The 19071-nt window shown below is 70.2% G+C and carries 21 protein-coding genes; 14 read left to right on the top strand and 7 right to left on the bottom strand.

Features of this window, described 5'->3' with window-relative positions; genetic code table 11:
• Positions 1 to 4 precede the first annotated feature (4 nt).
• The 4 genes from N8J89_RS38255 to N8J89_RS38240 all read left to right on the top strand — a co-directional run bounded on the left by N8J89_RS38255 (position 5) and on the right by N8J89_RS38240 (position 2981).
• On the top strand, positions 5 to 1747 hold the full coding sequence (locus tag N8J89_RS38255) for a type VII secretion-associated protein (RefSeq protein WP_283661784.1): 1743 nt from the start codon (positions 5 to 7) through the stop codon (positions 1745 to 1747).
• Entirely contained in the window at positions 1744 to 2190 is a 447-nt protein-coding gene (locus N8J89_RS38250) for a hypothetical protein (protein WP_283661783.1), read from the top strand. The genes N8J89_RS38255 and N8J89_RS38250 overlap by 4 nt, the downstream gene beginning before the upstream one ends.
• Positions 2191 to 2322: 132 nt before the next feature.
• A complete protein-coding gene (locus N8J89_RS38245) occupies positions 2323 to 2637 on the top strand; it encodes a WXG100 family type VII secretion target (protein WP_283661782.1) in 315 nt (104 codons plus the stop codon).
• Positions 2638 to 2699: 62 nt separating this feature from the next.
• On the top strand, positions 2700 to 2981 hold the full coding sequence (locus tag N8J89_RS38240; RefSeq protein ID WP_283661781.1) for a WXG100 family type VII secretion target: 282 nt from the start codon (positions 2700 to 2702) through the stop codon (positions 2979 to 2981).
• A 37-nt stretch (positions 2982 to 3018) separates the two neighbouring features.
• Here the strand turns inward: N8J89_RS38240 and N8J89_RS38235 are convergent, their stop codons facing one another.
• Genes N8J89_RS38235 through N8J89_RS38225 form a run of 3 tightly spaced genes read right to left on the bottom strand, consistent with a single transcriptional unit; the run spans position 3019 to position 6851 of the window.
• Entirely contained in the window at positions 3019 to 4656 is a 1638-nt protein-coding gene (locus N8J89_RS38235) for an ATP-binding protein (protein WP_283661780.1), read from the bottom strand.
• Positions 4650 to 6185, bottom strand: a complete 1536-nt coding sequence (locus N8J89_RS38230) for an AfsR/SARP family transcriptional regulator (RefSeq protein WP_283661779.1) — start codon at positions 6183 to 6185, stop codon at positions 4650 to 4652. Before N8J89_RS38230 ends, N8J89_RS38235 begins: the two co-directional genes overlap by 7 nt.
• 42 nt (positions 6186 to 6227) lie before the next feature.
• On the bottom strand, positions 6228 to 6851 hold the full coding sequence (locus N8J89_RS38225; RefSeq protein ID WP_283661778.1) for a GGDEF domain-containing protein: 624 nt from the start codon (positions 6849 to 6851) through the stop codon (positions 6228 to 6230).
• A gap of 161 nt (positions 6852 to 7012) precedes the next feature.
• Here N8J89_RS38225 and N8J89_RS38220 point away from each other — a divergent pair, with 161 nt between their 5' ends.
• From N8J89_RS38220 to N8J89_RS38190, 7 genes are all read left to right on the top strand, one after another.
• Positions 7013 to 7465: a helix-turn-helix domain-containing protein gene (locus N8J89_RS38220; protein ID WP_252480591.1), complete on the top strand. Its 453-nt coding sequence runs from the start codon at positions 7013 to 7015 to the stop codon at positions 7463 to 7465.
• Between the two features lie 13 nt (positions 7466 to 7478).
• Positions 7479 to 7997 carry a hypothetical protein gene (locus tag N8J89_RS38215; RefSeq protein WP_252480592.1) on the top strand — a complete coding sequence of 173 codons (519 nt, stop codon included), beginning with the start codon at positions 7479 to 7481 and terminating at the stop codon, positions 7995 to 7997.
• 17 nt (positions 7998 to 8014) lie between these two features.
• Complete coding sequence (locus N8J89_RS38210) at positions 8015 to 9112, top strand: MAB_1171c family putative transporter (protein WP_283661777.1); 1098 nt, start codon at positions 8015 to 8017, stop codon at positions 9110 to 9112.
• Between the two features lie 289 nt (positions 9113 to 9401).
• Positions 9402 to 9845: a 50S ribosomal protein L13 gene (rplM, locus tag N8J89_RS38205; RefSeq protein WP_252480594.1), complete on the top strand. Its 444-nt coding sequence runs from the start codon at positions 9402 to 9404 to the stop codon at positions 9843 to 9845.
• Between the two features lie 32 nt (positions 9846 to 9877).
• On the top strand, positions 9878 to 10438 hold the full coding sequence (gene rpsI, locus N8J89_RS38200; protein ID WP_283661776.1) for a 30S ribosomal protein S9: 561 nt from the start codon (positions 9878 to 9880) through the stop codon (positions 10436 to 10438).
• Between the two features lie 104 nt (positions 10439 to 10542).
• Positions 10543 to 11880 carry a phosphoglucosamine mutase gene (gene glmM / locus N8J89_RS38195; protein WP_283661775.1) on the top strand — a complete coding sequence of 446 codons (1338 nt, stop codon included), beginning with the start codon at positions 10543 to 10545 and terminating at the stop codon, positions 11878 to 11880.
• A 208-nt stretch (positions 11881 to 12088) separates the two neighbouring features.
• Positions 12089 to 12520, top strand: a complete 432-nt coding sequence (locus N8J89_RS38190) for a hypothetical protein (RefSeq protein WP_283661774.1) — start codon at positions 12089 to 12091, stop codon at positions 12518 to 12520.
• 4 nt (positions 12521 to 12524) lie between these two features.
• On the opposite strand, the gene N8J89_RS38185 is transcribed toward N8J89_RS38190, so the two are convergent.
• Genes N8J89_RS38185 through N8J89_RS38175 form a run of 3 tightly spaced genes read right to left on the bottom strand, consistent with a single transcriptional unit; the run spans position 12525 to position 14904 of the window.
• Positions 12525 to 13466: a beta-ketoacyl synthase N-terminal-like domain-containing protein gene (locus tag N8J89_RS38185; protein WP_283661773.1), complete on the bottom strand. Its 942-nt coding sequence runs from the start codon at positions 13464 to 13466 to the stop codon at positions 12525 to 12527.
• The gene (locus tag N8J89_RS38180; RefSeq protein ID WP_283661772.1) at positions 13463 to 14671 is read right to left on the bottom strand and encodes a beta-ketoacyl-[acyl-carrier-protein] synthase family protein; all 1209 of its coding nucleotides are present in this window, start codon (positions 14669 to 14671) and stop codon (positions 13463 to 13465) included. Before N8J89_RS38180 ends, N8J89_RS38185 begins: the two co-directional genes overlap by 4 nt.
• Entirely contained in the window at positions 14668 to 14904 is a 237-nt protein-coding gene (locus N8J89_RS38175; RefSeq protein WP_283661771.1) for a phosphopantetheine-binding protein, read from the bottom strand. The genes N8J89_RS38180 and N8J89_RS38175 overlap by 4 nt, the downstream gene beginning before the upstream one ends.
• 93 nt (positions 14905 to 14997) lie before the next feature.
• Here N8J89_RS38175 and N8J89_RS38170 point away from each other — a divergent pair, with 93 nt between their 5' ends.
• The 3 genes from N8J89_RS38170 to N8J89_RS38160 all read left to right on the top strand — a co-directional run bounded on the left by N8J89_RS38170 (position 14998) and on the right by N8J89_RS38160 (position 18762).
• Positions 14998 to 15270 carry a hypothetical protein gene (locus N8J89_RS38170; protein ID WP_283661770.1) on the top strand — a complete coding sequence of 91 codons (273 nt, stop codon included), beginning with the start codon at positions 14998 to 15000 and terminating at the stop codon, positions 15268 to 15270.
• A 247-nt stretch (positions 15271 to 15517) separates the two neighbouring features.
• Positions 15518 to 15796, top strand: a complete 279-nt coding sequence (locus N8J89_RS38165) for a hypothetical protein (protein WP_252480602.1) — start codon at positions 15518 to 15520, stop codon at positions 15794 to 15796.
• Positions 15796 to 18762 (top strand): WXG100 family type VII secretion target, encoded by a 2967-nt coding sequence (locus N8J89_RS38160; protein WP_283661769.1) that lies wholly within the window; start codon positions 15796 to 15798, stop codon positions 18760 to 18762. Before N8J89_RS38165 ends, N8J89_RS38160 begins: the two co-directional genes overlap by 1 nt.
• A 70-nt stretch (positions 18763 to 18832) precedes the next feature.
• On the opposite strand, the gene N8J89_RS38155 is transcribed toward N8J89_RS38160, so the two are convergent.
• Positions 18833 to 19069, bottom strand: a complete 237-nt coding sequence (locus N8J89_RS38155) for a hypothetical protein (protein ID WP_283661768.1) — start codon at positions 19067 to 19069, stop codon at positions 18833 to 18835.
• Positions 19070 to 19071 lie beyond the last annotated feature (2 nt).

Here is a 19071-nt window from a genome sequence, read left to right as displayed (position 1 = left end):
CTCGTTGAGCCTGCGCGTCGCGATCGACTTCGGGACCTCCAGCACCTGTGTCGCGGTGTCCGTCGACGGGCGGGAACCGCAGATCGTGGTGGTGGACGGCGCCGACTCGGTGATGCCGTCCGCGGTGTACGCCGCCGCGGACGGCACGCTGTTCGTCGGTCACGAGGCCGAGCGGCAGGCCGCGGTCGACCCCTCCCGGTACGAGCCGAACCCGAAGCGGCGCATCGACGAGGGCGAGCTGCTGCTGGGCACCACGGTGCTGCCGGTGCTCGACGTGGTCCGCGCGGTACTGGCCAGGGCGGTCGCCGAGGCCAGGCGGCTGGCCGGCGGCGCGCCGGTGGACCTGCTGGTGCTCACCCACCCCGCGGACTGGGGCGCGATCCGCACCAGGGTGCTGCGCCAGGCGGGCAACCGGCTGGCCAACGAGCTGGTGCTGGTGCCGGAACCGGTGGCGGCCGCGGTGTTCCACTCCGCGGGCCACGTGCTGGCCGACGGGGCCGCGCTGGCCGTGCTGGACCTGGGCGGCGGCACGGTGGACGCCAGCGTGGTGCGCAGGCAGGGCGAGTCCTTCCAGGTGCTGGCCACCAAGGGCGACCCCGGCTTCGGCGGCGCGGACATCGACCAGCTGCTGCTCGAACACGTCGGCGCGCTGGTCTCCGCGGTGGACGCCGACGGCTGGCGCTCCCTGGTGGAGGGCCGCGAGCTGGCCGACCGCCGGCGCAGGCGGGTGCTGCGCCAGGACGTGCGCGGCGCCAAGGAGACCCTGTCCCGGCACGCCTACACCGACGTGCCGCTGCCGCCCCCGTTCCCGGACGCGCACGTCACCAGGGCCGACCTGGAACGCCTGATCCACGCCCCGCTCTCCCGCGCCGCCGAGCTGGTGCGGGCCACGGTGCACAACGCGGGGCTCAGCTCGGCCCAGCTGGCCGCGGTCTTCCTGGTCGGCGGCTCCAGCCGGATCCCGCTGGTGGCCCGCCTGGTGCACGAGTCGACCGGAATAGTCCCCACGACCCTGGACCAGCCGGAGACGGTGGTGGCCCGCGGCGCCCTGCGCGCGGTCGCCGCCGACCCGCACCGCACCGCCAAGCTCCCGCCCGCGCCGCCACCACCCCCGCGCCCACCCCAGCCGCTCTACACCCCGCCGCCCGTACCACCGCCGCCCCCGGCCAAGTCGGCGAAGGCGCCATGGCTGATCGGCGGCGCGGTGGTCGCCGCCGTGGCCGCGGTCGCCGTCACGGTCGCCCTGACCAGCGACGGCACCCCCCAGTCCAGCCCCAGCACCACACCGACCCCGACCAGCCAGCCCCCGCCCGCCCAGCAGATCGCCCAGTACAGCTACCGGTTCACCCTGCCCGAGGGCTGGTACCAGGCAGGCGGCGACGGCCCGACCCGCAAGGTCCAGCTCCGCCCGGACGGCCAGACCAGCGGCGCGGACGTGGTGGCGGTGGAGGAGCGGGCGCTGACCTATGACAGCACCACCGACCGTGACCGCGCGCTGCGCGAGCTCCGGACGGAGTACGAGAAGGCCGCGGACAACGGTTACTCCGGGTTCAACCAGAGTCATCAGTTCGCGGGAAAGGACGTCGTGTACTACCGGCGCACCGTGGGTGATGCGACAGTGGACTACTACGTGGTGTTCCAGGGCAAGGCCCAGGTCACGGTCGGTTGCCAGTCCTCGGGCGGAGGACGGGAACGGGTGCGCGCGAGCTGCGAACAGGTGGTCGGCACCCTCACAGTCACAGGTTGAGCAGCGGTAAGAAGGGCAACAGCACGATGGGGGACCAGTTACCCGTGCACGAGGTCATCGCCCGGTTCCGGGCAGAGGTGAACGCCGCGGTGGACCGCGGCAGCCGCGCCGCGGCCGACGCCAGGGAACACAGCGACGCCTTCCGCACCCAGACCAGGGACCTGGCCGAGGACGTCCGCAAGGGCAAGCTCACCCCGGCCCGTGAGGACCTGACCAAGCCCACCGCCCGCACCGCCGCCACCGACTTCCGCACCGCCCAGCGCCTCCCGGTCGAAGACCTTCCCGATGGCGAACAATTGCTTGCCCCACCACCGCCCCCGCCTTCCCCCGATCGGGGAACGCAAAAGCAAACAAAGGGCGCCAACGCCTGGCCGTCCCGAATGCAAAACCCCCGTCGCACCGGCGATGACGAGGACTTTTCCCAGGAGCAAATCCTCTACTGACCCCGGGTTCCGCCCCGCGACGTTTACTGTCGCAACGGCTTCCCGGAACCTGACAACGCGATGGAACCGACCATGGCAGTGTCAGCGTCACAACGATGTCCGACAGAACAACCCAACTAGGGGGTTCCCCAAATGGCTAGCAAGTACGGTCTTGATGCCGAAGCGATGGGCAAGGCTGCCGTCGACGTCGAGAAGATCCAGGCAGAGGTCGTGGGCGAGCTGCGCACCCTGCGCTCGGGTCTCGAGCCGCTGCAGAGCGCGTGGAAGGGTACGGCCTCCACTGCCTTCAACAAGCTGCTGACCGACTGGGGCACCGAGACGGAGAAGCTGAACGCCGCCCTCCAGGCGATCGGCGAGCAGCTGAAGAAGTCCGCCGGTGACTACGTCGCGCAGGAAGAAGAGCACGCCCAGTCCATGTCGAGCATCTCGGCCGGGCTCGACTTCTGATTTTCGCTCGCTGAATTCGTCGCGTACAGCACTCCATACAGACTTGTCATAAGGGGATTACAGTGGAAATTGCCGTTGATTTCGCGCAGATTGGCGAGGGCCAGGCTGGTTGCCAGCGTGCCGCCACCAACATGCAGAGCAAGCTCGACGACCTGAAGGCCAACCTGGCCCCGCTGGTCGCCACCTGGGAGGGTGCCGCGGCCGAGGCCTACCAGGCCCGCCAGAAGGAGTGGGACCAGTCGGCTGAGAAGCTGCAGGCCATCCTGAACCGCATGGGCATCGCGCTGGGCACCGCCCGCGACGCGTACCAGCAGAACGAGCAGTCGGCCGCCGGCTCCTGGTGACCAAGCTCTAGCCTGACGACTTCTGGCCCCGAGGTGACTACCGCCTCGGGGCCAAGTCATGTCCGCCGCGGCCCCGCCCAGCGAGGACCTCGCGGACTTCGGTCGCCATCGGCATGCCCATCTCTTCGAACAGGGCCAGTGCGTCCCGATAGAGTGGTTCGGCCGCGGTCCATCCTTCGCTGGTTTCCGCGTTTCGGGCCAGCAACAACAGGGTTTGCGCCTCGCCGGGCCGGTGACCGGTTCGCCGATGGCTTTCCAGCGCCTGATCGGCAAGTGCTTGAAAGCGCTCCAGTTTCCCCCGGTTCAGCTCGATCGAAGCGGTGATCGTTTGGAGCTGGCTGAGCAGGAAATCGAATCCGCAGTGCATTGCCTGTTGGTTCCCGCGGTCTGCGTAGAACAGTGCGACCGCGTCATTTTTCTGAGCATGGCAGATCGCGGCCAGGTTCATGTCCGCCAGTAGGTTGCCTTCACGATAGCGGTGCGACCGGGCGATGCGGTCTGCTTCGTGGCAGGCGATCGACGCCTGTGGAAAGTTGCCCCTGGCAAGCAGTGTGGCCGCGATCGCGAGCTGACTTCTGCATTTCAGCCAGGGTATGTTGTGTGCGTTTGCCAGCGCTTGCGCTTCTTTTGCGTGCGCGTCCGCGGACTTCACTTCGCCCAAGGCTAGTTCGGTATGAGTGAGCCGTTTTCTGAGTGATTCCAGCAGACTCCTTGCCTTGGTCAGATAGCCGAGGTCCATCAAGTAGGCAGCCGCGTTGACCTGGGAGAGTATGTGCTGGTTGTCCAGTCCGAGCTCTTGGCAGAGCTTCCCGCCGGCTTGGACCTGTGCCAGCGCGTCCGCGAGCCGTCCGACTTTGTGGTAGTCGACGGCAAGATTACAAGTTATGTATGCTACGCCCACTTTGTGACCGATGTGGACGCAGATCTCCAGAGCTTCTCGATGGTATTTCTCTGCTTTCCGGACATCCCCGTAGTTGAGGTGGTAGCTGGCCAGGCTGTTGGTCGCCGAGGCTTGGCCTTCGCGGTTTCCGGTTGAGCGGTAGATCTCCCGGGCCCGCTCCAGGTTGGAGCTGATCAGCGCATAGTTCCCGCTGTTGAGAGCCTCCTCGCCGATCCCGTAGCGCATAGCCGCCTCGGCCTCGATCGCCGACCTTCTCCGCGCCTCCGCCAGGCCGATCTGGAAGCAGGTGGCGTGGACCAGACTGTGCCGGTAGGAGTCCAGGTAGACGTGCAGGGCATCCGCGAGGAGCCAGGTGTAGTGCGAGTGTGCGGTACCTGCCGCGGCGCGCACGGCGTCCACCAGACTGACTCGCTCATCGTCCATCCAGGCGTGTGCTGATTCCTTGGTGTGGATGAGCGGTGTCCGTGGCTCGAACCGCGCCGGCGGCGCTGCGAGCCGCACTGTTCCGGGGAACAACATTTCCGCGGCTGAATTCGTGGTGTGCAGGTAGAACTCGTAAAGTCGGTCCAGGGCGGAATTCGCGTCCGCTGGCTGGAGCTTGCTGTTCGCGTACAGCCGGATCAGGTCGTGGAACTGGTATCGGTCGTCGTGCTGCTGGACCAGGTTGGCGTTGGTGAGCTCGGTGATCAGGTCCCGTGCCACCGGCTCAGTACGGTCCATCAACGCGGCTGCGGTGTGGACCGTGAAATCAGGACCTGGCACCACGCTCAACACTGGGACAGCTGCTGAGCCGCCGGTCCGAGGGCTTGGTAGGAAAGGTCGAAGGTGGCCTCCACCGCGGCTTGTTCGTCGCCGATCACCGACAGGGCGTCGACTCGGTTCTCGGTGCGCAGCACGGCGACGTACGGTGCGATTCCGGCACTGTGGTCAGCGATGTTGGCGGCGGCGATGCGAATCGCCAGTGGCAGGTACACGCACAGTTCCGCGAGTTCCGCTGCGGCGTTCTCGGCGCGGTCGACCGCTGCGCGGCCGAGCATCCGCACCAGCAGGTCGCGGGCCGCCGCGCTGGTGAGCACGTCGAGGGTGAAACGCGGTGAGGCCGGCAAGCCGGGCAGCTCGGTGCGGCTGGTGATCATGGTCGCGGTGCGGGCTCCGGTCGGGAGCAGATCACGGACCTGAGCGGCGGAGGCCGCGTTGTCCAGGACCAGCAGCACCCGGCGCTCGGTCAAGGTCTCCTGGTACAGCGCGGCAAGGGCGGAGTGGTCGGACGGGATGCCGTCCTGCGGTACGCCCAGACCACGGAGGAACTGGGACATCACCTGGTCCGCGGTGGCCGGTGGGCTCGCCGCGAAGCCGCGCAAGTTGGCGTAGAGCTGTCCGTCCGGGAAGTCCGCGCGCACGATGTGGCCGAGACGGATCGCGAGCGCGGTCTTGCCGACGCCGGGCGGCCCGGAGATGATCACCGGCGCCGGCGCGTCCAGGAGGCCGGTGATCTCGGTGATCAGTTCGGCGCGGCCGACGAAGTCAGGGATGTCCAGTGGCAGCTGGGACGGCACGGTGGTGGGCCGGGATGCCGCCGTCGGGGCGAGAACGGTGTCGCCGGTCAGGATCCGCTGGTGCAGCTCGCGCAGTCGTGGACCTGGTTTGGCGCCGAGTTCAGCGGCCAGCAGCCGGCTGGCCTCGGCGAACACGTCCAGGGCCTCGGCCTGGCGGTCGCCGCGGCAGAGAGCCAGCATCAGCTGGGCCCAGAACTCCTCGTGCAAAGGATGCTCGGCGGTGGTCGCGCGCAGTGCGGCGACCAGTTCGCCGTCATGGCCCAGGTCCAGGCCGGCGGCGAACTGGGACTCCAGCGCCTGGACGCGGTCCTGGGCCAGCCGGACGCCGTGGGTCTCCCGCAGCGGGGTCGACGGCACATCCGCGAATGCCTGCCCGCGCCACAGGCCGAGCGCCTCGCCGAGCAGCTCCGCCCGCAACGTCACCTGGGCGCCCGTCGCGGCCCGCACCAGCTCCCGGAACTGGAAGGCGTCCACCGACTCCGGCGGCACATCCACCAGGTAGCCGCGGCCAGCCGTCCGGAGCACCGAGGCGCCGAGGGCCTTGCGCAGTCGCCGCACGTAGGTCTGGATCGTCGCCCGGGGCTGTTCCGGTGGATTGAAGTCCCAGAGGTGGCCGGTCAGTTCTTCGACCGAGACGGGTTCTCCTGGGCGCATCAGCAGGCTGGCCAGCAGGATTCGGTGTTTGGTCGCGCCGATCGTTCCTGCCGGTGTGAGCAGTGGTCCGAGCACGCCAAAAGCAGGCTTCATCAACAGCACCCCCCTGTCGAGATGCCGCGATGCTAACCGGGTTCAGTCACCGGCCAGGGCGATCTGGTCGCGGCCGCTGCGCTTGGCGCGCAGGACGGCCGCATCGGCGCGGCGGACCAGCGACAACAGGTCGTGACCTGCCCCAGGGTCGTGGACCGCCACGCCGATGGAGGCGGCCATCCCAGTGATCACTACCGGCCTCCCGTCGGTAGAGATCACCGGGACGGCCATTTCCCTGATCTTGGCCCGGATCCGGCGTGCTGCCCTTATCGCCCGTTGCCGGTCGCTCGCCGGGAACAAGACCAGGAACTCGTCGCCGCCATGGCCGCCGTACCGCGCCGCGATACCGCTGTCATGGGCGACTGACCGAAGGACCTGACCCACTGCCTGGAGCACCGAGTCCCCTGCCAGGTGCCCGTACTCGTCGTTGACCCGCTTGAACCGGTCCAGGTCGACCACCAGCAGGAAGCTCTCCCGCTGACCCGCCTGTCGCAGTGCGGACGGGGCCTGTTCGGCCCAGCCCCTGCGGTCGAGCAAGCCGGTCAGGGGATCCGTCGCCCAGTAGCCGTAGGGCTGCCCGCAGGCGTGGCAGCTGAGGCCGTGAGCTGTGTCAGCCGTGGTTCCTGGGTGCATCGCCGGATCAACCCCCACCGAGTTGTCTCGCATGCCGGGCACGGTGTTGCGGTAGTTAGCCTGCTGGACGACGGTTGAGCTGAGTCAGTTCCGAAGTCTATGGTTGGTGTACCAGGGTTTCAACTGAGGAAAAAGCCGTCACCCGTATGGCCCTTTCTGTCAGTGAATTCTTCGAAGTGGTCTGGGGAGGCCCGATGGCTGAGCGGGCAGGTCAGAGTCTGGCCGGCAAGCTGAACCACCTCTTCGCCGTGTCGGCGCCGAGGGTGGGGCAGGAGTACAGCAACGAGCACGTTGCCGCCGCCATCACGGCCAGTGGTGTGACGATCTCGCAGAGTTACATCTGGCAGCTGCGCAAGGGGAACAAGGACAATCCGACCTTCAAGCACCTGCAGGCGCTGGCGGGTTTCTTCGGAGTTCCTGTCAGCTACTTCTTTGATGACGAGGTTACGGATAGGGTCGATCGCCAGTTGGCCGACCTCAAGGAAGAGCGGACCAGGCTTCGCCAGCTAGCGGGCAGCAGCGAGGCGCAGCTGATGGCCATGCGCGCTGGAGAACTTTCTCCACAGGGACGCCGACAGGTGATGGACCTGCTCGACGTCGTCTACCGGCTCGAACAGGCCGAGCGGGGCGAGAACGCGGGCGGGTGAAAGGGGCGGTCCCGTGCGGGAACGCGATCTACGACGTCGGTGCCGGCGGTTGCTCAACGAACTGGACATCCGCCCACCGCTTGACGTCACCGAGTTGTGCCGCCGAGTGGGCGAACGGCGGGGCAAACCGATTCGCCTGGTGGCACATCCGATCCCGGTGCCGGGACCCTTCGGGGTGTGGATCGCCACCGAGACGGCCGACTACATCCTCTACCAGGAGCGCACCACCAGGTCGCACCAGAACCACATCATCTTGCACGAGCTCGGCCACCTGCTGGCCGGCCACCGCAACGGTGAAGGTCAGGACGACCCGATGCTCAGCGAGCTGTACCCGGACATCGAGCCGGACGCGGTGCGCAGGGCGCTGCGCCGCACCAGCTACGACGACTCCCAGGAGCTCGAGGCCGAGACCGTGGCCACGATCATCCTGGAGTGGGCCTCGGTGCTGGACCGGGTCGCGCCCGGCGACTCGGCCGACGTCACCACCAAGCGGATCGAGAACGCGCTCGGCGACCGACTGGGCTGGTTGTGAACCCGATCACCATCGTCATGACGGTGTTGCAGGGCGTGCTGCTCTACGTCGCCCTGATCTGGAAGCTCTACCAGTTCAGCCGGGCCCCGCACGACCGCTCGCTGCGCATCGTGACGGTCTGCCTGGTCGCGGCCGGGTTCGCCTACCCGCTCGGCCTGCTGGCCGGCAGCACCGCCGAGCCGACCATCCAGGTCGTCTTCTACAGCTGGGCGCAGTACAGCCTGCTGATGACGGTGATCTACACGCTGGTGCTGTTCTTCCTGTTCACCGCGCTGCCGCCGGCCCGGGCCAGGGTGCGGGCCTGGTGGCAGGCGGTGCCGCTGGTGGTCTGCCTGATCGGGCTGGCCGCGGTCACCTTCGCCGCGCCTGCCGATCCGGGGCCCGGCGGCTACCCGATCGCCACCGTGGCCGGGTTCTACCTCTTCGCCGACGCCTACCTGGCCTACGGCGTGGCCGTGGCGCTGCGCTGGACCAGGCGCTACGCCAGGGGCGCCACCGGCAGGCTGCGCACCGGGCTGCTGATCACCTCGATCGGCGAGGTGCTGCTGATCATGGCCGCGGGCGGCACCTGCGTGACCGTCGCGCTGATGTGGGCGGGCGTGCCCATGCCGGACTGGACCAGGACGCTGTCCACGCTGATCCTCTTCCCCGGCATCCTGCTGTTCATCATCGGCGTCAGCTACCCGGGCATGCTGATGCGGCTGGCCGCGCTGCGGGTGTGGTGGCAGCACCTGCGGGTCTACCACCAGCTCCGTCCACTGTGGACCACGTTGCACCGGGCCTTCCCGCAGGACTCGCTGACCCGCGGCCCGGTCCGGCCGGTGTGGGACGTGCTGAGCCTGCGTGGGGTGCACCGGCGCTACTACCGGCGGGTGATCGAGTGCCGGGACGGGCTGGTCCGGATCAGCCCCTACCTGGCGCACGTGCGGGCCGAGCAGGAGGCGCTCTCGCTGGCCGAGGCGCTGCGGGCCGGGCTGCGCGCGCACGCCGAGGGCACCGAGGTGGCCCCGCAGGCCATGTCGCTGGCACTGCCCGAGGGCGACGGCCTGGACGACGACGTGCGCGAGCTGCTGGCGCTGTCCACCGAGCTGCGCAGGGCCCCCGCGCTCGCCTGAACCGCCGGTGAACGGCCGGTGACGCTGCTCACCGGCCGGAGAGCCCCCACCCGTCAGCGGCATGCCCGGCGTCATCTACACTGGTAAGGCCCGGTCACACCTGTGCAGTCCGGATCACGACGCCCGTTCGGGGCCGTTTTGACCCTCCGCAGGGCCAGCGGGTAACCTGATCCGCTGTTGTGCGGTATACGGTGCGACTAGGGTCCGCCGCGCGTTTTCGAGTTGGTCCTCCAGCTGAAACGCATCACCGCAGTGACATCCCGTGATGTGAGGACGACGAGGTAGACCCGTGCGCACGTACAGCCCGAAGCCCGGCGAGGTGAAGCGCACCTGGCACGTCATTGACGCCCAGGACCTGGTGCTCGGCCGGCTCGCCACCCACGCCGCGACTCTGCTGCGCGGCAAGCACAAGCCCATTTTCGCTCCGCACGTCGACACCGGCGACTTCGTCATCGTGATCAACGCGGACAAGGTGGCCCTCACCGGTCAGAAGCGCGACCAGGAGTTCGTGTACCGCCACAGCGGTTACCCGGGCGGTCTGCGCAAGCGCTCGTTCGGCGAGATGATCGACAAGCACCCCACCAAGCTGGTCGAGAAGACCATCAAGGGCATGCTGCCGAAGAACAAGCTCGGCAACGCGATGGGCAAGAAGCTCAAGGTCTACGCCGGCCCGGAGCACCCGCACGCGGCCCAGCAGCCGCAGCCGTTTGAGATCAAGAAGGTCGCCCAGTGACCGCGGCCGACGAGAACTTCGAGGAAGCCAGCGTGAGCACTGAAGAGACCGCCGCCGTCGAGGAGTTCGACGCGGCAACCGAGGTTGTCGAGGACGCCGTCGCGCCCGAGGTCGAGGAGTCCGCTGAGGAGGTCGCCGCCGAGGAGACCGCCGACGTCGACGCCGACGCCGAAGAGGCCGCCCCGGTCCGCGCGATCGCCGTGCCGTCCAAGCCGGTGCAGACCGTCGGCCGTCGCAAGGAGGCCGTCGTCCGCGTCCGCCTCGTGCCCGGCAGCGGCAAGTTCACCCTCAACGGCAAGACCCTTGAGGACTACTTCCCGAACAAGGTGCACCAGCAGCTCATCAAGGAGCCGCTGGTGACCCTGGAGAAGGTCGAGGCCTTCGACATCTACGGGAACCTGCGTGGCGGTGGCCCCTCCGGCCAGGCAGGCGCGCTGCGCCTGGCGATCGCCCGCGCCCTGATCGAGGTCGACAGCGAGGACCGTCCCCCGCTGAAGAAGGCCGGCTTCCTCACTCGTGACCCGCGGGTCAAGGAGCGCAAGAAGTACGGTCTGAAGAAGGCCCGTAAGGCGCCGCAGTACAGCAAGCGCTGATTTTCAGCCGCAAGGCAACCAGCGGGAGCAGCTATCCGTATACGGAGAGCTGCTCCCGTTTTTTGTGATTCGCCGCCACCCAGCTTCCCGGAGGACCTCCCGTCATGGCCCGACTGTTCGGCACCGACGGCGTTCGCGGACTCGCCAACGCTGACCTGACCCCGGAGCTCGCGCTCTCCATCGCCGCCGCGGCGGCGCAGGTCCTGGCCGAACACGACCGCTCGCACCGCCCGGTCGCGGTGGTCGGCCGTGACCCTCGGGCCAGCGGCGAGATGCTGGAGGCCGCGGTGACCGCGGGGCTGGCCGCGGCGGGCGCGGACGTGCTGCGGGTCGGCGTGCTGCCCACCCCCGCGGTGGCCTTCCTGATCGCCGAGCTGGGCGCGGACCTGGGCGTGATGATCTCCGCCTCGCACAACGCGATGCCGGACAACGGCATCAAGCTCTTCGCCGCAGGCGGGCTCAAGCTGCCGGACACGGTCGAGGACGAGATCGAGGCCAAGATGGCCGACACCACGGCGAAGCGGCCCACCGGCGCCGGGGTCGGCCGGGTGCGCGAGGTGGCCGACGCGGGCCAGCGCTACGTGGACCACCTGCTGCTGGCCACCGGTCGGTCGCTGGAGGGCATCAAGGTCGTGGTGGACTGCGCCAACGGCGCCGCCGCCGCGGTCGCGCCGGACGCCTACCGCAGGGCGGGCGCCGAGGTCGTCGCGGTGCACGCCGACCCGGACGGCCTCAACATCAACGAGGACTGCGGCTCCACGCACATCGACGGTCTCGGCAAGATCGTGCTGGAGCACGGCGCGGACCTGGGCATCGCGCACGACGGCGACGCCGACCGCTGCCTGGCCGTGGACGCCGACGGCAACATCGTCGACGGCGACCAGATCCTGGCCGTGCTGGCGCTGGCCATGAAGGACGCCGGCGAGCTGGTCGAGGACACCCTGGTGGCCACCGTGATGAGCAACCTGGGCCTGCACCTGGCCATGCGCGAGCACGGCGTCACCCTGCGCACCACCGCGGTCGGCGACCGCTACGTGCTGGAGGAGCTGCGCGCCAACGGTTACAGCCTCGGCGGCGAGCAGTCCGGCCACGTGGTGCTGCCCAGCCACGCCACCACCGGCGACGGCCTGCTCACCGCGCTGCGCCTGATGGCCAGGATGGCCGACACCGGCAAGTCCCTGGCCGACCTGGCCGGAGTGATGCGCCGCCTGCCGCAGGTGCTCATCAACGTCAAGGTCACCGACAAGGCCGCGGTCGCCGCCGCCCCCTCGGTCGCCGAGGCGGTGGCCGGGGTCGAGGCCGAGCTGGCGGGCAACGGCCGGGTGCTGCTGCGCCCCTCCGGCACCGAGCAGCTGGTCAGGGTGATGGTGGAGGCGCAGACCCAGGGGGCGGCCCAGGAGGCGGCCCAGCGGCTGGCCGAAGTGGTCGCCGCGGTGCGCTGACCACCCGGCACGCTAGGTTCGGGGCATGATCGCGATCGGCGTGCCCGAACTGCTGTTGCTGATGTTCGTGCTGGCCATGGGTGTGGTGGTGCTGGTCGCCGCGGTGCTGGCCGCACGGCGGAAGCGGCGGCAGCGGTAAGGGCACACGCCCCGGCCGGAGCCGGGTACATTTCTCTCCCAGACGTGGAAAGACCCTGGGGGCCGTGAGATGAGTGTTGAGGACAGGCTGGCCGCCGCGCTGCGACAGCAGTACGAGGCCACCCGGGAGAACGAGCTGCTCAGGGACATGCGCGAGTCCCAGGCGGCCAAGATCAAGGCCGAGTCCAAGGAAGCGGTCGACCAGCAGGGCAAGATCACCGACCGGATGACCGCGCACATCACCGAGCTGGCCAAGCGGCAGCGCCGCGGCGGTGGCTGGGCGACGAGTTCGGTGATGGACCGCAACGACGGCCAGCTCAGCTTCGGCGTCGAGGACGAGGAAGAGGAGCGCGGCTACCGGCCTGCGCCCTACGCCGCCCCCGTGTCGCCGCCCCCGCCACCTCCGCCACCGGTGGCCCCGCCGCCCCCGGTCCGGCGCGCGCCCGCCCGCCGCCCGGCCGACGACGATGACGACTACGAGCAGCAGTCCTGGCTGAGCTGAGCGGTCAGGGCAGGCGGAGCAGGGCCGCGACCACCGAGTGGTCCTGATCGGCCGAGACCACCACCGCCGGGCCGGTGCGCCCGGCGGTGAGCACGCCGATCAGCTGGAACAGTCCCGCCGCCGCGCCGGTGTCGCCGAGCAGCGCGGCCGGATCCACCGCGGCGGCGCTCGGGAACAGTCCGGACACCACCGCCGGGGCGCTGACCACCGCGACCTCGGCGGGATCGACCCGGTGCCGAGCCAGCAGGCGGCGCACGCAGTCGGCGGCCGCGTCCCGCACCCCGCCCACCACCGAGCCGAAGCCGAGCACCTCGGCCAGCACCGGCCGCTGGCCGGGCGGCTCCAGCAGCAGCACACCCGCGCCCTCGCCCAGTGGACCGGCGGCGACCGGGTACTGCCCTTCCAGCCAGGCACGTTCCGGGGTCAGCTCCTCAGTGCCGCCGACCAGGGCACGGGCGCACTGGCCGCCCTGGACGAGCCTGCTCGCGTAGCGCAGCGCGGTGAGCACGGCGGCCCGGCCACCGGCCACGGTCGCGTTCGGGCCGCGCAGGCCGTGCCGGATGGCGCAGATCGAGGCCGGGCCGTTCATCAGCGCGAACGGCACCAGGGACGGTTCGATGAAGTAGGGCCTGCGCCGGGTCAGCGAGCCGCGCACCACGTTCGCCTGGGTGTGCGCGCTGCCGCTGGTGGTGCCCAGCACCAGCGCGGTGTCCTCCTCGGCCAGGCCGGGGTGCGCGGCGAGCAGCTCGCCGACGGTGAGCACGGCCAGCGCGGCGGCCCGGTCCATCGAGGCGGTGCCCTTCAGGCCGAGCTCGCCCTGGATGTCCAGGTCCGGCACCGCGAACCCGGCCGGCGGCCTGCCTTCGCGCAGGCCGGTGAGCAGGGTCGCGGTGCGCAGGCCGAAGGCGGAGGCCGCGGCGTGCGCGGTGAGCGCCAGCCCGGTCACGCCGCCGCCCCGAGCAGCACGATGGCGTTGTTGCCGCCGAAGGCCAGTCCGTTGCTCTGCACCACGCGCAGCCGGGCGGGCACGCTGGTGTTGGGCACGCAGTCGATGGGGCAGTCCGGGTCGGTGGTCCGGTGGTTGATGGTCGGCGGGATGAAGCCCTCGGTGATGGCCAGCGCGCAGGCGGCCACGGACAGCGCGGTGGCCGCGCCCATGGTGTGCCCGAGCATCGACTTGAGCGAGACCGTGCGCGGCGGGCGCTCGCCGAAGACCTCGCGGATGGCCGCGGTCTCGGTGATGTCGTTGGCCTTGGTGCCGGTGCCGTGCGCGGAGATCAGGTCCACCTGCGCCGGGGTGACCCCCGCGTTGGCCAGCGCGCGGGACATGCCGCGGGCGATGCCGGAGCGCTCCGGCGCGACCTGGTGGTAGGCGTCGCAGCTGAGCCCGTAGCCGAGCAGCTCGGCGTAGATCCGCGCGCCCCTGGCCACCGCGGTCTCCCACGGCTCCAGCAGCAGCACCGCGGCGCCCTCGCCGGTCAGGATGCCCTGGCGGTCGGCGTCGAAGGGGCGGCACAGGTCGGGGGAGATGGTGCCGAGGCGGTAGAAGCTGGTGAAGGTCAGCCTGCACATGGCGTCCGCGCCGCCGCAGAGGGCGAAGTCGGCCTCGCCGGAGCGGATCGCGTCGAAGCCGTTGCCGATCGCGTAGTTGCCCGCCGAGCAGGCCGTGCCCAGCGTGCACAGCTCCACCTGGCGCAGGCCCAGCTCGGCGGCGATGTCCAGGCACAGCCGGGAGGCCGGCACCTGCGCGGCCAGCGCCGGGTCCCGGTGCCCGGCCCCGGCCCGCAGGTCGGCCTCGACCAGCCGTTCCAGGGTGGGCGCGCCGCCGTCGGTGGTGCCCATCGAGACGAGCCCGTACCCCTCGCGCAGCGCTGCCACGCTCTGCCCCGCGTCGCGCACGGCCATCCCGGCGGCGGCCGCGGCGAACTGACCGGCCCGGCCCAGCTCGGCCGGATCGACCGTGTGCAGCCAGTCCGCCGGGACGAAGTCGGTGACCTCGCAGCCGGTGGTGCGGTCGAAGCCCTGGGTGTCGAAGGCGCTGATCGGCCTGGCCCCGCTGTGGCCGGCGCGCAGCCCGTCCCGGAAGGCCCCGGCGCCGATCCCGATGCTGGAGACCACGCCGATCCCGGTGATCGCGACCCGCCTGCTCACGCCTGGCGCGCCCGGTCCAGCACGTCCAGCACGGCCTGCAGGTTGACCAGGTTCTCCAGCTCGGACTCGTCCACCTCGACGTCGTACTCGATCTCCAGGTTGGCCAGCAGCTCGATCAGCATCATCGAGTCGGCGCCCAGCTCGACGAACGAGGTCTCGGGCTGGATCAGCGCCTGCTCGACCCCGAGCACCCTGCTGATCACCGCGCGGATGCGTTCGACCTGGTCCTCCACGGGGTGTGCCGCCTTTCCGGTGCGCTGACGAGGTGTCCATTCAACTACGACACGGTAGGGTTCGGCGCCGACATCGACCTGGCGGGGGATGAGATGCCGAAGACGACGCAGGTGCTGGCCAGGGTGCTGCCCACCGACGTGTCCGACATATTCCTGATGGTGACCATGGCCGCGGCGCTGGCCGCCCTGGTGATCTCGATCATGGTGCTGGTGAAGCTGGGCAAAACCGGACACCGAGGTCAGCCTCCTGTGTCGTTCGGGCCGCCCCCTGGGCCACCCGGACCGGGGAACCAGCCCTTCCCGCAGCAGCAGCCGGTGAATCCGGGGCAGCAGCCTCCCCCTGTATGGGGTCAGTCGCAGGGGTGACCTGACCCCTGGTCTTACACCCGGAGTGTTCGCCCGGTCGGCGGAACCGCTGAACCGTGTGTGTCGGGCTGGCCGGTGTGCCACAGTGAGCGCAGGCCCTGAGTGCGGGCCGGGCGCGGTGCGCGGTGTGCGCGCGCAAACCGTTGACCGCCGCCGGGAACGGCTGGCAGAGCGGCGACGTCTGCGTTGTGAACACTCCAATGGGGAGGAAGGGACCGTGGCAGGTTACGGATCTGATCCGGGGACGATGACCCGGGTCGCCAACTCCATCGCAGACGGTGCGACCAAGACCAGTGAGGCCGTCAAGGACTTCGTGGCCACCCAGGCCAACCCGGCGGACTTCGGCGTGAAGCACCAGGACAAGGGCGGTCCCTACCGCGAGGGTGTGCAGAAGCTGGCCGACGGGGTCAAGGGCATGGTCGAGTCGATGACCGCCTTCTCCAACAAGGTCAAGCAGTCCGCCGGCACCTACCGCGGCTCTGACTCCAACAACGCCGGCACTGTGCGTGGCTCCGGGAGCAAGTGATGGCAAAGAGTGACTGGGAAGAAGTCAAGGCGATCCTTGACAACCCCAACGTCAACCCGGACACCAAGCGGGAGATCCTCGACGAGTACCTGGACACGCGCGAGGACGACCGCATTGACGACGAGCACAAGAAGTACATCAAGGAGTACTCGCCCGGGAACGAGCTCGACGACGAGGACGAGAGCGAGTTCGACGGCGACGATGACGACGAGGACGAGGAACAAGAGCTCGACGAAGCGGTAGCCAAGGGCAAGAAAGAGGCTACCGACGCGGACAACAAAGACGGCAGCGACAAGAAGGCCACCGACGCCAACAACCAGGCGAAGGACAAGATCGGCAAGGCCCAGGCGCCCACCCTGGCCGAGGGCACGGTCAAGAACTCCAACGAGCTGTTCGACCCGGCGGCCAGCAGCCTGGAGATGTTCAAGCGCTTCCTGCCCGCCTGGAACCTGCGCGGCAAGGGCGTCGACTACCAGACCAAGATCCAGCTGCGCTGGGAAGAGCAGAAGAACATCGACTTCCGCAAGTTCCTGCTGGAAGCCGATGAGTTCAACAAGGCCAAGGCCGCGGTCGACCAGTACGTGGACGACATCGACGGCCAGCTGATCAGCCTCTACGGCGCCTGGGACGGCAAGGCCGCCAGCGCCTCCAGCCAGCACTACAGCGGCGCGGTGCGCCCGCAGCTGGACCAGCTGGTCAAGCAGCTCGGCGGCGCGAGCGAGACGCTGACCAAGGCGGTCGGCGAGATCTACCGGGCGTGCAAGCTCAAGTGCGAGGAGCTGACCAACGCCTTCACCCTCACCATCGCGGGCGCGCCGCCGGAGATGGCCAAGAAGATCGTCACCATCGCCACCCAGGGCCTCACCGGCGACGACGACGCGCAGCGCAACCAGATCAAGGAGGTGGCGAGCTGGCTGGACCGCACGACCGGCAGCGCCACCTCGCGCGCGCTGGACGACGACGACTGTGGTGACCTCGAGGAATCCACCAAGACGATGGTGCGCGAGACCTGCCAGAAGTGGGCCGACGGTCCCTTCGACAAGGAGTTCGGCGGCAAGCTCACCCAGTTCGAGAACTCCTGCAACGCCGCGGTGACCACGGTCAACGCGCAGTGGGACTCGATCAACAACTTCCTCAAGGGCTACGAGCCGAAGTTTCCCAAGGAGGGCTCCGGCGGCGGTGGTGACACCGGCGGCAACGGCGGTGGTGGCACCGGTTCCGGCGGTGGTGGCGGCACGGGTTCCGGTGGCGGTGGCACGGGGTCCGGCGGTGGTGGCGGTGGCGGCATGCCCAAGCCGCCCGTGATGCCGGAGCTGCCCAAGCCCGAGGTGCCCGACCCCTCGAAGCTGATGGACCAGACCGACCCGTCCAAGGTGAAGGTGCCCAACGACGAGCAGACGGTCACCATCGACGACGGCAGCGGGCGCAAGATCCAGGTGACCGAGCCGACGGACGACGGCAAGGTCAAGATGATGATCACCGGTCCGGACGGCAAGCCGAAGCCGTACGAGATCGACTTCCAGCTGCCCGGCGAGAAGCCCGGCCAGCCCGGTCAGCCGGGTGGGATCCCTGGTCAGCCCGGTGGGCCCGGCCAGCAGGGCGGGACTCCCGGGGTGCCGCACGAGCGGCTGGACGTCTCCGGCAAGCCCGGGGGCGAGCAGCCGACCCAGATCAAGCCCGGTCCGGACGGGACCGCCTCGTTCCGGGACGGCAACTCGCTGATCACCACCCAGCTGGTGCCCGGCACGGACGACCAGATGAAGGTCACCGTGGACAACATGGACGGCAAGCCGCCGACCACGTACACGGTGAACTTCGAGGACGAGGCCAAGGGCGGCCCCGGCCAGACTGGGCCCGGTGCCCAGGGTGGCCCCGGCGGCCAGGGGCAGGGTGGCCAGGGCGGGATGCCGCGGCCGATGCCGATGATGGGCGGCGAGCCGGGTGAGATCCGCCAGGGCGGCCCGGCGCGGCCCGAGCCGATGCAGTTCCAGCAGGGCGGCCCGTACCAGCCCGAACCGGCCTACGGGCGGATGGAGCCCGGTCCCGGTCAGCACTTGCAGACCGAGCCCGCCTACGGACGTCACGGTGAGCCGATGATGCCGCAGGGCGCCCAGGGTGGTCCGCCGCCCGGGTGGCAGGGCGGTCCGCCGCAGGGGCCGCCGCCTGGCTGGCAGGGTGGTCCGCCGCCGCAGGGCTGGGGCGGTCCGCCGCCCGGGTTCCCGCCGCAGGGGCCGCCGCCCGGCTGGCAGGGTGGTCCGCCGCCCGGGATGCCGTGGCAGCACGAGCCGATGCCCGCGCAGCACGGCGGTCCGCCGCCTCCGCCGCCCCCGCCGCCGGGGTGGCAGCCGCCGCCTCCGCCGCCGCAGTTCGTCGGCAACGACCACGGTGGCTGGCAGGGTGGCCCGCAGCACGGCGGTCCGCCGCCGCCTCCGCCGCCGAACTGGCAGCCGCCGCCCCCGCCGAACTGGGGCGGTCCGCAGCCGGGCTTCAACGGCGGGCCGTTCCCGTCGCAGGGCTTCGTCGACGGCACCGCGACGGCCTCGGCCGCCGGGGGCAGCTACGACGGTGGCTACACCCAGTCCTCCGCCGGTGGCGGCAGCCTGGGCAACCCGTCCGCGGGCAGCGCGTTCGGCAGCGGGCCGGACCAGCCCTCCGCCGGTGGCGCGGGGCTCTCGGACACCAACAGCCCGCAGGCCGGCGGCTCCGGTGGGGCCGGACTGGCCTCGGTGCCCGATGGCGCGGCCTGGAACCAGCAGCAGATGGGCGGCCAGCCCCCGGCGGGCGCGCCCATGGGCGGCGGCATGCCGATGGGCGGCGGCGCGGGCGCCGGTGGCGGCCAGGGCGGCGACCAGGAGCGGCAGAGCAGCAACTGGCGCACGCAGGGCCAGTACTTCTCCGTGGACGAGGAGGGGGAGCGGAAGTGGGTCAACCCGGTGCTGGGTGACGACGGCTTCCGCGACCGCTGAGCGCGCGCACCCGTGACAGCTGAGAAGGGCGGCCGGTGACCGGACCGCGGTGGGGGCAGGGACCGGGCGGCTACTCGCCGCCCGGCTTCGGCCCAGGGACGCCGGGGATGCCGTCACCGGGGACATCGTCAGGGCCGCCAGGGCTGCTGCCGCCAATGATGCGGAAGCCGTCGCTGGTCGCGGTGGTGGTCGCGTTCGTCTGGGTGGTCGTCAGCGCCGGGGTGTAGGTCGGCTTCGGGCTGAGCGTGGCCGGTGGCAGCCGCCTCGGCGGGTTCCACCTCGGTGCCGGGCACCTGCCCAACGACATCC

Source organism: Crossiella sp. CA-258035 (assembly GCF_030064675.1).
GTDB lineage: Bacteria > Actinomycetota > Actinomycetes > Mycobacteriales > Pseudonocardiaceae > Crossiella.
This window is presented reverse-complemented; position numbering and strand designations above follow the sequence as displayed.